At 51.7% G+C, this 12,936-nt stretch carries 11 protein-coding genes; all 11 read right to left on the bottom strand.

All coding sequences use genetic code 11. The features are described 5' to 3' along the window. Nucleotides 1-43 precede the first annotated feature (43 nt). The 11 genes from VGM48_RS08775 to VGM48_RS08725 are packed head-to-tail and all read right to left on the bottom strand — an operon-like array spanning nt 44 to nt 12,915. Complete coding sequence (locus VGM48_RS08775; RefSeq protein WP_331578115.1) at nt 44-991, bottom strand: beta-1,6-N-acetylglucosaminyltransferase; 948 nt, start codon at nt 989-991, stop codon at nt 44-46. Then, nucleotides 982-1,872 carry a glycosyltransferase family A protein gene (locus VGM48_RS08770; protein WP_331578113.1) on the bottom strand — a complete coding sequence of 297 codons (891 nt, stop codon included), beginning with the start codon at nt 1,870-1,872 and terminating at the stop codon, nt 982-984. Before VGM48_RS08770 ends, VGM48_RS08775 begins: the two co-directional genes overlap by 10 nt. A 9-nt stretch (nt 1,873-1,881) precedes the next feature. Continuing rightward, nucleotides 1,882-2,904, bottom strand: coding sequence for a polysaccharide deacetylase family protein (locus VGM48_RS08765; RefSeq protein ID WP_331578111.1), 1,023 nt, complete (start codon nt 2,902-2,904; stop codon nt 1,882-1,884). Then, nucleotides 2,904-4,526, bottom strand: a complete 1,623-nt coding sequence (locus VGM48_RS08760) for a glycosyltransferase (protein WP_331578109.1) — start codon at nt 4,524-4,526, stop codon at nt 2,904-2,906. The genes VGM48_RS08765 and VGM48_RS08760 overlap by 1 nt, the downstream gene beginning before the upstream one ends. A gap of 2 nt (nt 4,527-4,528) precedes the next feature. Continuing rightward, entirely contained in the window at nt 4,529-5,803 is a 1,275-nt protein-coding gene (locus VGM48_RS08755) for a glycosyltransferase (RefSeq protein WP_331578107.1), read from the bottom strand. Next, entirely contained in the window at nt 5,800-7,119 is a 1,320-nt protein-coding gene (locus VGM48_RS08750) for an ABC transporter ATP-binding protein (RefSeq protein WP_331578105.1), read from the bottom strand. Before VGM48_RS08750 ends, VGM48_RS08755 begins: the two co-directional genes overlap by 4 nt. A 15-nt stretch (nt 7,120-7,134) precedes the next feature. After that, nucleotides 7,135-7,986 (bottom strand): ABC transporter permease, encoded by an 852-nt coding sequence (locus VGM48_RS08745; RefSeq protein WP_331578103.1) that lies wholly within the window; start codon nt 7,984-7,986, stop codon nt 7,135-7,137. Nucleotides 7,987-7,999: 13 nt separating this feature from the next. After that, nucleotides 8,000-8,995: a glycosyltransferase family 2 protein gene (locus VGM48_RS08740; RefSeq protein ID WP_331578101.1), complete on the bottom strand. Its 996-nt coding sequence runs from the start codon at nt 8,993-8,995 to the stop codon at nt 8,000-8,002. Beyond that, nucleotides 8,995-10,383 carry an undecaprenyl-phosphate glucose phosphotransferase gene (locus VGM48_RS08735; RefSeq protein ID WP_331578099.1) on the bottom strand — a complete coding sequence of 463 codons (1,389 nt, stop codon included), beginning with the start codon at nt 10,381-10,383 and terminating at the stop codon, nt 8,995-8,997. Before VGM48_RS08735 ends, VGM48_RS08740 begins: the two co-directional genes overlap by 1 nt. A gap of 30 nt (nt 10,384-10,413) precedes the next feature. Beyond that, a complete protein-coding gene (locus VGM48_RS08730; RefSeq protein WP_331578097.1) occupies nt 10,414-11,601 on the bottom strand; it encodes a glycosyltransferase family 4 protein in 1,188 nt (395 codons plus the stop codon). Nucleotides 11,602-11,604: 3 nt separating this feature from the next. Beyond that, nucleotides 11,605-12,915 (bottom strand): nucleotide sugar dehydrogenase, encoded by a 1,311-nt coding sequence (locus VGM48_RS08725; RefSeq protein ID WP_331578095.1) that lies wholly within the window; start codon nt 12,913-12,915, stop codon nt 11,605-11,607. Nucleotides 12,916-12,936: the final 21 nt, after the last annotated feature.

Raw genomic sequence — 12,936 nt, 5'->3', positions numbered from 1 at the left:
CGGTTTTCCGGTCGTCCGGTTTTCCGGTGATGCGGTTTCCTGATCAGCCGATCTCCCGGTCGATGCGATCCAGTATCCGGGAGTCGATCTCCATATCAAATTTCCGGGCAAAGAGTTTGTCCCGGCCCTTCTCCATGACTTCGTCAAAATTGCTCGTCTTCAGGAGCAAGGGGCTGAGGTTGTCGGGGGGCCAGCTGACGTAGGTTACTTCTTCGCTTATGCATGCCTTGTCGAGTCGGGAGTGTATTATGCTTTGAAAGAATATCTCATCCGGCGCAAATGTATAGAGGTGATAGGACAGGTAGTCGGGATGGTCGTGGATGAAACCGTCGATAAAATGAAGGGTCTCTACCGGCAGCGCCCACCACTGGCTTCCTTTATAAGGCTGGATGTAGGAGGGAAACCGTCTTTTCCGCAGGGTTTTCGGCAACAGCTCCAGGCAGGAAGCGATACTTTTTCGTTTTGCCAGGTAAACAAAGGATTGAAAGTTGGCATTCCCATAGAACTCTTTATCGAAGACAGAGGGGAAGACCAGGATATCATTCCTGGTGTGCGACAGGTTGATCTTATACCGGTTGATGCGTCTGCACCCCTGTTCCGGGCATTCGGAAGGCAAAATGGGGTAGCCCTGGATGAAGTTGACGCCAGATTGCCGGGTAAGGCGCTCGTCGATGCAGGAACTGCTTTTTATAGGGTAGTCCTGCCCGCTCAGGAGCACACAATAGCCATTTCGCCGGTCGGCTATGATCTGGCGCATGGCATTCAGCGTTGCCTGCACCATGCTGAAATCCGCCCATACAGCGGTGATCCTTTGTTTGCCCGAGAGGAAAAAGACGTTGCAAAGATGGCCCAGTGCTTTCCGGAAAGGGGTGATGTCGGCATCTTTGTCGATGTGCAGATAAAAGCGGGCTTCTTTTGTGTTCAGTTTTTCGAGCAGTCTTGCCAGTTGGTAGGGTCCCTTATGTGCAAGGATGATATAATTTATCTCCATATCTTCGACAGGTTGTTTCGCATAAAGTAAAGGACGGGTCGGTTATACTGATCCATGGCCCTCAGCAGCATTCGTTGCACCCTTTTGTAGCGGATGTTGTGCTGCTGCATATATTGTTTCATCCAGTTCAGGAAATATTTTCTCACGACATGATAGCTGCCTTCTTTTCGCACCCATTGCACACAGGAGCCGGTTCGCTGTCTGTACCTGTTGTTACACTGTGAGGAGATGTAGACGGTTTCATTAAGGTAGAATTTCATGAGAAAGGCCTGGTCTTCATATAGCTGGTATTTTCCTTTGAACCCGGCTTCAAAACCGCCGAGTCTTACCAGGGCGTCCTTTTTGACCATGATGGCGGAAGGACAGGGCGCGGTTACCCTTGCCAGCGGGTACAGGGTCTCTGCCAATTCGGGTGGTTTGAAACTTCGGTCTCTTTCCCTGCCGACCTGCAGAATGATATCTTGCCGGGACGGGATATCCCAGCTATACCAGTAGTCGGAGGCTTCCAGCAACATGGCTGTGCCGGGATGAGCCCGCATGATCGCGACCTGATTGAGCAATTTTGAAGGCCCCCATACGTCATCGGCATCCAGGAAGGCCACCAATTCTCCCGTAGCCTTTGAAATGCCGAGGTTGCGGCTTGCCGCCGTTGACTTGTTGGTATGTCCTTCGTGCTCTAAATAGATTATTTTTCCTTTGTGGTCTTCTGCATATCTCCGGGCGATATCGGTGCTCTTGTCGGAGGAACCGTCGTCGATGAGGATCAGTTCCCAGCTGGGGTATTCCTGGTTTATTACACTTTCGACGGCTTCGGCCAGAAACCGTTCTTCATTGAGGAACGCCGTGATAACGGATACAACGGGTGTTGAGGATGTATGCATGTGTGAGGATTATCTTGTTTTGAACCAATGCAGCAGCTGTCTTTCGAAGTCCTCGCCGTTCCAGTTGATTATCTGGAACCGGCCCAGGCGAAACGGGTCAGACCGTCTGGTAACGGCTTTTTCAGAAGTCGTGAAAGCGGCGGCGAGCTTTTCTTTTTGTACCACGGCAAGGGTGGTATCGTCATAATCGCCGTAGGGATAGGCGAGGATATTCCGGGCATGATCCCCAACGTCCAGCAGGGCAAGCCGGTTATCGACGATCTCGCGTGCCTGGGTTTCCGCGGAATGGGACGGCAATGAGACATGTGTCACGGTATGCAAGCCTGCATCGAATAACCGGTTGCTGACGAGATCGTTCAGCTGAAACGTAGACATGGGGACGTTAAAGTGGTCCAAATTATTCAATTCGCCGGTCCAGGATCTTATCCTGTTGAGGGTGAGTTGCAACTGGGCATCGGGTAACGGCTTCAGGCAGCGCCACAGGATCAGGTAGAGCTCACAGCGTTTTGTGGGTGGGTCGTCCGGGGCGATCCATACCTGGTGCTTCTGACGGACCGTTTCATTCAGAATGGCGTCTTCTTCCAGGGCATATTCTATCAATCTATTATCGATGACCATGGAGAAGATGGGCGGAAGCAGTTCGGCATCGAGCAGGGCTACCTGCAGCTGATCCCACCAGAACAGGTGGTACCGGTTGATAAACCGGGTAGGGATAAAGAACGTGGCCGGGCACTGATATTTCTCCAGGAGGGGCTTTGCGTTGAAGAAATTATCGCTATACCCGTCGTCAAAGGTGATACAAACGCAGTTGGATGCCACATATCCATCCCTGATCTGCTCGACCAGGTCATTGACGGCGATAACGTGAAACCGCTTGCGCAATACCTGTAAATGCTGTTCGAAACAGGCAGGCTGCACGGCCAGCTGCCAGGGGTCTGACGGCAGATTGGCTACACGATGGTACATCAGCACCAGCGCCTTGTGCTGGAAATAACCCTTGAACCGCCTGGCCCATTTTCGAAGCAGCGTCATTATTTGATTGCCAATGCGGTGATGATGAGCTGGTATTGCGGGTCATTGTGGTCCACCTGTTTCTTTGCTATTTCCGGCAGGCCCATTGCATATAAGAACGCCGTGGCGGCCAGCACATTTCCGAAGGATTGTACCCTGAACCGGGCGGGCTCGAAGGCTTCGGACAGCATCCGCTGGATGGAGGCGGTGGTAAACGACCACATCCAGTATTTCCCCCATTCGCCATGATGGATATGACTTATTCCGGGTACGGTAAGCAACAGGGCCCCGCCCGGTTTCAATATCCGGTAACAGTTGGCCAATGCCCCTTTATAATCGTAGATAAGGTGCAGGGTTTGCGTAAGGATGATGCAATCAAAACTATCGGAAGGCAAATGCGGTGCATCGCTGAGGTCGCCGACAAAAGTGGCTTTTGGGTTAGTACTGTCGATATGCAGGATATCGCTTTTTGTCAGGCGTGATCCACTGTAACGGAGGGTATATTCATTATCGCCGATCTCGAGCACTCTTCCTTTCACATGCGCGGATGAGGCGGCAAGAAAATTCTCGATATAGTACCTGTCCACCGGACCGCCGCGGTCATACCCGAAGTCGGTGCTAAACGGCGTCACCCGGTTCAGGTCGCCCAAATTTATTTTTTCCATGGGCGCCGTGCGGTTATCGGATCCTTTAAAAAGGAATTTTTTAAGCCGTTTTTTTGATTTTTGCAGTAGCATAACTGTTTTTGATTTTAGATATTTAGCGTATGGCAGGGGGTGATGGCGAAAGGCGATCGAATGTTCAACGAGCATTTTTTTTGTCAGGGGCCAGGTAGGCTTATGCGGAAGCGTGGCGAGCATTTTCAGGCTATAGTAGCTTTTCCAATTGTGGATCCCCGTGTTGAAACTTTTCTTTTCGGCGGTCGTTTTGAGGAGGGTTTTCTGCCTGTTCAATACCAGCAGGGTATATTTGAACATCTTGTAGATATCGCCGGACATATTTGAGTCGTGAAAGCGGTAAACGGCGATGAGATCCATATGATGACAGACGGGATACTTCCGGGTCACATGCAGGTATAGGTCGTAATCCTCGGATGCTTTCAATTTTGTATCAAAACGGAACTCGTTGAAAACCCATTTCTGATACATCACGGCGGCATGCATGCCGATATAATTCCGCCGGAGCATGACATTGTAATAATTTTCATTTATCCTTTCACTTTTCTCTTCCCGGTAATGTTCTGCCTCATTGAGGATGATATGTCCGCCCGAAACAAAGGCAGCCCGGCTGTTTTTCTGCAGGAACGATACATTGGTGGAGAGGGCGTTATCCACCAGCCAGTCATCGGCATCAAGGAAAACAAAATAGTCTCCGGTGCTGTGATCGATGCCGGTATTGCGGGCGGCCGAGAGTCCCGCGTTGCGCTGGTAGATGTATTTGACAGGTTCGCCGCCGGAATACCTGGCGCATACCACTTCTTTCGTACAATCTGTCGAACCATCGTCCACCACGACGATCTCTACGTTCTTGTGATTTTGGGATAGTACGCTGTCGATGGCGTCGGGCAGGTATTTTCCATGGTTATAACAGGGGATGACCACCGAAATGAGGTCCTTCGGCCGGTTGTCGGTAAGAGTTGCCATAATCAGAAGGGGCTTGTCTGTGAAGGTTTGTTTTTGTTCCTGACGAAAAAGAGTATGCCGGAAAAGATGCCATGTAACTGGATGAGGATCATTTTACGTTCGTCGGGCTGGAAAAATCGTTTGATCAGTAAGGGCATACAACTTTTGAAGATCATCCGGTACAGGTACCTGCGGTAGCCGGCTTCCCTGATCTGCGACTGTTGGATCAGCGCAGCGGCTGCATGTCCCCGCATATAGCTGAACACCTGCCGTTTCAGGGCGTTGACCTCCTTCCGGTGTTCATGAAATCCGATGGCCCTGGGGTTGTAATAGATCGAATACTCTCTGGCAAGGATCCGGTACCACAGTTCGGAGTCTTCACTGCAACCTGCGGCGCCGGCACCCAGCCGTTCGTCGAAAAACCCGGCGGTGTTGAAAACCGATCTTCTGAATGCCATATTGGCCCCGGCGCCGATATTCCATACCCTTGGACCGGTGGCCAGGCCGGCGTTGAAATAGGTTTTGTCGTATAGCTTATCGCAATACCCGCGGTTGAAGCTGTATTGCTTTTCAAACAGTTGCTGGCTTTCCGTATTGAGCGAGGAGGCGATGACCAGTCCGGTCATGGCGCCTACCTGTGGCGTGGCAAAGGATTCCTGCACATAATAGACCCAGAGGGGGTGGAGTACGACGTCATCATCGGTGAAGGCGATGACCGGGGATGCGGCCAGGCGGACACCGGCATTCCGGGCAATGCTCAATCCGGGGCGCAGTTCTTTATGGTAAATAACGCCTGGAAACTGCTTTACCACACTGTAGGTGCTGTCATCGGTCGGGGCGTTGTCTACCACGATCACCTCGCTTGGCAGGCAGGATTGGGCAAATAACGAGTGCAGGCAGCGGTGCAGGTCCCGGCTCCTGTTGCGGGTGCAGATGATCACCGACACATCGGCGATCTCCGGCAGCTGTCTGTCGGTGTAGCCGGCAAACAGGCGGTTCATGGCCTCGTTGAATGCGGCGTAGTTTCTTTGCAAAAACAGCGGATAAAGGGTCCCGGCCTCGACGTCCGACTTTTTTTGATAGAAGTCGATGGCGGCCGCTATGGCTTCCCAGATCCTTTTTTGCCAGCCTTCGCCGTCATGTCTTTCGTGTTGCTCGATGAACAGATGGCCGAGCGGGATCTTCTTCCACCAGTAGGAGCAGTAATACCGCATGCTGTTCTCCGGAGCGGCCGGTTCGGCCTGGTGCCATTCGTCCAGTTGGATGCGCCTGATTATATATGGATTGGCGTTGGTCATAACAGGTGGCGGCGGGTATCCAATGCACCGTGGCCGTTGTTTGAAACGTTACCATTTCGTAAAGTAAACGGGAAATGCGGCCGCACCGCCCCGACCCATTTGTCGTACCAGTGGATGTTTTCCCGGTGATCTTCCACGTCAAAATGAAGGCATTCCTCGTATTCGAATATGGTCCGGGAGGTATCCTTCAAAAAGAACAGGGAGAAATAGTAGGACCCGTCGTTGAGGAATCTTCCCGGGATGGTGCATTCGCCTTCGACGACCCCCTCGTTGAAATCGCCGGAGACCGAGGGCACGTCGAAAATGCAATCGCCGGCCAGTGAAAAGAGCACCAGGTTGGCGGAGAGGTGGATCTGGTTATTGAAGTTGTGGAAGCGAAACCTGACCGTAAGCGGTGTCCGGATATCGATCGGCGCCATAGGGTTGGGCAGGTGCGGGATCAGTTCAACGGACAATATTCGCAGCCAATCGTTGCCAGGCGCTTCCCGGGGAGAGCCCCATTCTCTTTTCCACATTTTCTTTTGAAAAGCGCCCAGGTACCTGTTTACCACCATCTGGGTTTCGCCCATGGCGTGGATCGAACCCTTCTGCAGCCAGATGGCCTTTGAGCAAAGGTTATTCACGGCCTGCAGATTATGGCTTACAAACAGGATCGTCCGGCCTTTCTGATGGGAGACGTCCTTCATTTTACCCATACATTTCTTTTGAAACTCGGCATCGCCAACGGCCAGCACTTCATCGACGATCAGGATGTCGGGCTCCAGATGGGCAGCCACGCCAAAGGCAAGCCGGACATACATGCCTGAGGAGTACCTTTTTACCGGCGTGTCTAAAAACTGCTCGATGCCTGAAAACTCCACGATCTCGTCGAACTTCTTCTTGATCTCCGTTTTTTTCATACCCAGCATAGAGCCGCTGATAAAGATGTTCTCCCGGCCGGACAGGTCGGCATGAAAACCGGTGCCGATCTCGAGCAGGCTGCTGATCTTGCCACGGCCTCTCACGAAACCTTCCGTGGGGCGGGTGATCTTCGACAACACCTTCAAAAGGGTCGATTTACCCGCGCCATTCCGGCCGATGATGCCGCATACTTCCCCTTCTTTGATATCAAAGGTCACATTCCGCAGGGCCCATAGATGGTCCTTGCCTGCAAAGGCATTTTCGCCGGTTTCCCGCAGCCTGGCCGGAGAGTCGGAATTCTTCCGGAAGATCCCCCGCAGCCAGTTATTCAAGTCGCGCTTGAATGTTCCGCTGCCAATGGTGCCCAGCCGGTATAATTTCGACAGGTTCTCAATCTGGATCATTGTGTCTGACATATGCTATGTATTGGGTTAAATCACGTCTACCAACCTGTCGGCTGTCTTATTGAATAATAACATTCCTCCCGCGAGCAGCACCACCATGAACAAGCCACTGTATAGGACCTGATCCGCGGTAAATTGTCCTTTGCCAAGCAGGGCGTAACGATACAACTCGAATTGTGCCGAAAGCGGGTTGAGATTCATCAGCCATTTCAGTTTACCCGGGACGATCGACATGGGATAGAAGATGGGGCAGACGAACAGCAACAGGCGCAGAATGACCTGCAGTAATCCCAGGAAGTCGCGGTATTTGGCGGTGAATATCGAAAACACCAGGCCGGCACCCAGCGAAATGCCTGCCGTAGTGATGATCACGGGTATGGCCAATAACAGCGTATTTACCGGGATCACCACCTTTCCCGCCAGGTAATAATAGGTGAGCGCGATAAAGAACAGCACCAGCTGTATCAGGAAACGCAGTCCGCTGAGCAAAACAACCGAGAGGGGCACGATGATCCGCGGAAAATAGACCTTGTTAAAGACCAGTACGTTTTGGGTAAAAGTGATGGAGGTGCCGAGGAAGATATCCGAGAACAGGTTCCACAGCGTGATGCCGGCCAGGTAGTACAACAGGGGTGGGACGCCTTCGGTGGGCACGCCGATTATCTTATGGAAGATGAGCAGCGATGTGAACACCGTCAGGATCGGCTGCAGCAGCACCCAGAAGGGCCCCAGCAGGGTTTGCTGGTACGAGGACAGAAACTCTTTTCTTACCAGGCTGAAAAGAAGATCTTTATACAGGTACAGTTCCTTAAAACTGGTTCCCAGCCAGGACGTTTTTTTGTTGATCTCCCATTCCAGTTTTACTTTTTCTTCTGCCATAGCGAGGTGTTTTTTATGGATTACGAATCAGTTTTGTGAAATGCAGCCAGTACAGCTTCATGACCCAATAGATGGTCTTTATGTCGGCATTCATCTTCAGGGCGCCGCTGGCCTGCACAAAGGCCGCGTTTGGATTGTGTAAATAGATGCGGTTGGAGGCTTTGGCATAGGCCCGGGAGAAATTCTTAACGGCAATCTTCTTCAGCAATTTTCTTTTTTCCTCTGGCAGGTAATTCTGCACGATCTCGATGACCGTGGTGATATCCCGGATATTCTGGCCGGTGCTCAACGAATTGCTGGTGATGCTGGCGCTGTGTCCCTGACCACCACGGTACAGTGCCAGGCAGGCGGGGGAATAGGCAACGGGATAATGGGCCGCGATGCGGGTCCACATTTCCCAGTCTTCGCCATAGTGCACGGCAAAAAAGCTTCCGAGGTGTTCATATACGCTTCTTTTTACCACCATACAGGCCGCCTGCAGCAATTGCTTCTGCGCTATCTGTAAGAGGAAGTCGCCGATGATCCCGGGTTCATTCAGCAGCTGTTTTCCCGGCGGGGTAATTACATTTTCATCGTTGATATAGGCGTATCGGGTAAAGGCGGCGCCCGCCTTTGGGAACCGGATAAACATCGTCTCCACTTCCTTATAGAAACCTTCGAACACAAGATCGTCGCCATGCAGAAGATGAACGAGATGGCCTTTCGACCGATTGAGACAGGTTTCGAAATTCCTGAGGCTGCCCTGGTTCTTTTCCTGCTGGAAAAACCCGATCCGGCCTTTCCCTATTTTCTGTACCATCGCGCCGACATCACCGTCCGTGCTACTGTCATCCACTACTTCAATTTGCATTTTTTCGGGTCCCGGGTCCTGGATCAGTACAGACTCCAGGGTCTGCGGAAGCCACTCCATGCAATTGTAGGTTGGGATCAAAACCGACCATAGCGGGCGTTTTTCCAAGGGCGCCACAGGGGTGATCGCTGGCGGGGAAGAGGGTATGCGATTGTTCATCAGAAAGCATTTTTTTGGCCGCTGATCAGGCTTGCCATTGTCATGAAGATGATCTTGACATCCAGCCATTGGTTCCAGTTCTCCATGTACCAGATATCATGTTCCACTCTTTCCTGCAATTGTTGCAACGTTTTGATCTCACCCCGTTGTCCATTGATCTGGGCCCAGCCGGTAATGCCGGGTTTCAGGAACTGGCGGACCATGTATTTATCGATCATTTTTGAATAATCGGTTGTGTGTTTGAGCATATGCGGGCGGGGCCCTACGACGCTCATATCGCCTTTTAGTACGTTGAGGAATTGCGGAAACTCGTCGAGACTCGAACGGCGCAGAAACTTTCCCAACCTGGTAAACCGCGTGTCGTACCGGTCGGCCTGTTTTATGTCCGCATCGCCGTTTATCTTCATGCTCCTGAACTTCAGGCAGTAGAAGTCCTTTCTATCCCTTCCCGTGCGCTTCTGCCTGAAGAATACGGGCCCCCGCGATTCGAGGCTGATCAGCAATGCCAGGATGGGGATAAGCCAGGACAGGATCAATACGGTGACCAGCAGGCTGAAAATGATGTCGAACAATCTTTTCCGGAAGCGGTTGGTCACCTCGCCCAATGGCTCCTGTCTTAAGGAAAGTACCGGAATATCCTTTAAATAATTGATGTAGTAATTCCTTTTGACAAAGTGGCTGAGGTCGGGGATCAGGCGGAAATGGATACAGGCTTTGTCGGCTTCCAGCATCAGTCGATAGATGCCTGTATTCTGTTCGGGGGCGATGGTGGAATAGATCTCGTTCACCTCATACTGGCGGGAGGCCTGGATGGAGTTGTTCACCGAATCGATGATCGGGTAATTGGTCAGCTCGTGGACATTCTCCGCCTCTTCGCAAAATCCGACAATTTCGGTATCCATCTCCTCTTCTTCCAGATAGGAAGCAAGCTTTTTGGCCATGTGGTTATAGCCGATGATGATCACTTTCCGCGACACATGGCTATGATACCGCCAAAAACTTCGGGCATAGAGAAGAAAGAACCGGTTCAAGATCAGCAAGACGCCATAACCCATCATCGCGGTGGCGATGAATACCCGCGACAGGATGATCTGACGGGTAAAAAAGAGGTAGAGCATCACCAGGATCAGCCAGTAGCACCACGCATGCATCGAGCGCCTGGCGAACGCCTCGAAGTGGAAGACATCTTTTATGCCGTATACGTTAACAACCCAGGTTACGATGATCCAGCTTATATTCAGCCCGGCCCAGAAGACCCAGTATGCCATGCCGGATCGTTCATTGATGGCTTTGAAGAACAGTTCGCACAGGACCATCGATGAATTCAACATCGTGAGGTCGAGAACTAATATACCTACACTGATCAGTTGCAGGAAGGGCTTGCTCATATCGGTGAAATTTCCTGGGCGGTGAAATGGCTAACTGCGGGCAAAAACCTTGTTAAAAAGACCGACGAGTTTGCGGCTTTCATAATCCCATGAAAGCTCGTTTACGACCTTGTAGTAGCCGTACTCCCCCTTGCGTATCCGGTCCTCCGGATGGTCGAGCAGCCAGATTATCTTATCGGCGAAATCTTCGGTGCTTGTATTGCTTGCATATAAGGACGCCTGTTCCGCGGAAAAACGGCCTTCCTTAAGATCATATTGAACGATGGGTTTTTTCAGGGCCATATATTCCATGATCTTGTTCATCGTCGACAGGTTGTTCATTTCGGTCGGCCGGTCGGGGTTCACGCAAACATCCGCCGTGCTGAGGATGTCCACCATCGTGGCATCGTCCACCCGGCCGTAGTAATCGATATAATCCTGCAGGCCCATCGCACCGGTGAGCTGCTTTATCTTCTCCAGTTCGGTCCCGCTGCCTACGATGGCAAACTGAACGTCCCGGCGTCTGTCCACGATCAATTTTATCGAATCCAGCAGCAGGTCCAGTCCTTCCTGCGCGCCGATGACCCCTACATAGCCGACCATATAGTCCCGGCCTTTTTTGTATTTTATGTTGCCGGTCGTAGGCTTCAGCCGGCTGAGTTTCGGGCCGCTGCGCACCACGGTTATTTTTTCGGGTTTCATTTTTCCTCTGTTGATCGCAATATCCCTGTAAGATTCATTGGTGGCGATGCTGTAATTGGCGGTGGCAAAGGTCAGCCGCTCGAGCCCGATCATTAACCGGTAAAAAAGGTCCTTTCTGCCGAACTTGGCGAGGTACAGTTCGGGATTGATGTCGTGGTGATCGAAAATGAATTTCACGCCGAAAGGCTTAAAGGCCAGGGCTACCAGGAATATCAGGTCGGGGGGATTGCAGCCGTGAATAACATGAAACCTCCTTTTAAAGAAGATCTTCCAGGCCAGCACCAATTCCCAGAAGAGCGCGCCCGAATATTCCTGCAAATACCCCAGTGCGCCATTCCCCTCCATCGGAAGGGGATGCCGGTAGATGTCGATCCCATTGATGGATTCGAAAGGCTTTGTATACCCCTTCATTTTGGGACAGATGACGGACACCTTGGCGCCGTTTTCGGCAAGCGTGTTGGCTTCCTCCCATACCCGCCGGTCGAAGGGGACAGGCAGATTTTCTACGATTATCAGTATGTGTTTTCCTTGTAACATGGCTTACCAGTTGATGCCGACATAATTTCGCCTCGACCGGATCGGGTCGGGCAGCCGCACCATGTCGATGATCATGGCGGGGGATTCGGTTTCCAGCAATACGTCTATATATTCGGATTCCCGGTTGCTTACTATGATGACGTCGACGTCGTCGATCAGTTCGCCCAGCTGGTTCACCATCAGTTTGTACAGATGGGGAATGTGCACATCGATGTACTCCCGGTTGGCACCGCTTAATTTGGAAAGTTGGACGTTCTTGTCGTAGATCTTGATATCATAGCCTTTTCCGATCAGGGTTTCGGCGATGGTTACGGCGGGCGAGCTTCGCAGGTCGTCAGTTCCGGCTTTAAAGCTGATGCCCAGGAAGGCGATCCTTCTTTTCCCGGTTTGCTGGATCAGCTCGATCGCCCGGTTGATCTGAAGATCGTTTGTCTTGTCGATATTCTCGATAACCGGCACGCGGACATAGAGGTCGTGGGCCAGGGTTTGGAGCCCTTTGAGATCCTTTGGCAAACACGAGCCGCCATAGGCAAAGCCGGGCTTGAAGTAGCAGGGTGAGATGTTTAGTTCGGTATCGGTGCAGAAGATCTCCATCACCTTGTAGGCGTCTATTTTCATTGCCGAACAGATGTTGCCGATCTCGTTGGCAAAGGCAATTTTCAAGGCATGGTACGAATTGTTCACATACTTCATGATCTCGGCCACCCGGATATCGGTGACGATGATTTCCCCCGGAAGATGTTTGTACAGCGAGGCGGCGATCAACGCGGCTTCCTTATTCGAGGCGCCAATCAGGGTAAAGGGTGGGTGATTATAGTCGAATACGGCTGTGCCCTCGCGAAGAAACTCCGGATTGGACACCACCGAAAAGTCGACATTGTGCTTTTTTTGAGAGATATCCTCCACTATGCCGGCAAATTTCTCCACCGTTCCCGGAAGGACTGTCGAGCGGATGGCAATCACGTGAAAGGTCTTCTTTTCTTTCATCACCTGCCCGAAGTGATTGGCCACCTGAAAGATGTACGACAGGTTCAGGTGCCCGTTCTCGCCCGACGGGGTGCCTACGGCAATTATGGAAATATCCGTGTTCTTTATGGCGTAGGCGAAATCGGTGGTGGCGACGATCCTGTTCCGGGATCGTTCTTCCTGGATGATAATATCGATGTCTTTTTCTATGATGGTGGGAAGCCCGTTGTTGATCTGCCGGACCTTTGTTTCGTTGACATCGACGCCGATCACGTTATGTCCGTTTCTGGCCAGACAGCCAAGGCTTACACATCCCACGTAACCCAGGCCGAAAATACTGATATTCATAAGCTTGTTTTTTCAACGATT

It is taken from the genome of Puia sp. (assembly GCF_036500295.1).
Classification (GTDB): Bacteria; Bacteroidota; Bacteroidia; order Chitinophagales; family Chitinophagaceae; genus Puia.
This window is presented reverse-complemented; position numbering and strand designations above follow the sequence as displayed.

Bases quoted from the DNA above. Each gene is read 5' to 3' on its own strand.
- VGM48_RS08775 (WP_331578115.1), bottom strand. From the start codon at position 991: ATGGAGATAAATTATATCATCCTTGCACATAAGGGACCCTACCAACTG.
- VGM48_RS08770 (WP_331578113.1), bottom strand. From the start codon at position 1,872: ATGCATACATCCTCAACACCCGTTGTATCCGTTATCACGGCGTTCCTC.
- VGM48_RS08765 (WP_331578111.1), bottom strand. From the start codon at position 2,904: ATGACGCTGCTTCGAAAATGGGCCAGGCGGTTCAAGGGTTATTTCCAG.
- VGM48_RS08760 (WP_331578109.1), bottom strand. From the start codon at position 4,526: ATGGCAACTCTTACCGACAACCGGCCGAAGGACCTCATTTCGGTGGTC.
- VGM48_RS08755 (WP_331578107.1), bottom strand. From the start codon at position 5,803: ATGACCAACGCCAATCCATATATAATCAGGCGCATCCAACTGGACGAA.
- VGM48_RS08750 (WP_331578105.1), bottom strand. From the start codon at position 7,119: ATGTCAGACACAATGATCCAGATTGAGAACCTGTCGAAATTATACCGG.
- VGM48_RS08745 (WP_331578103.1), bottom strand. From the start codon at position 7,986: ATGGCAGAAGAAAAAGTAAAACTGGAATGGGAGATCAACAAAAAAACG.
- VGM48_RS08740 (WP_331578101.1), bottom strand. From the start codon at position 8,995: ATGAACAATCGCATACCCTCTTCCCCGCCAGCGATCACCCCTGTGGCG.
- VGM48_RS08735 (WP_331578099.1), bottom strand. From the start codon at position 10,383: ATGAGCAAGCCCTTCCTGCAACTGATCAGTGTAGGTATATTAGTTCTC.
- VGM48_RS08730 (WP_331578097.1), bottom strand. From the start codon at position 11,601: ATGTTACAAGGAAAACACATACTGATAATCGTAGAAAATCTGCCTGTC.
- VGM48_RS08725 (WP_331578095.1), bottom strand. From the start codon at position 12,915: ATGAATATCAGTATTTTCGGCCTGGGTTACGTGGGATGTGTAAGCCTT.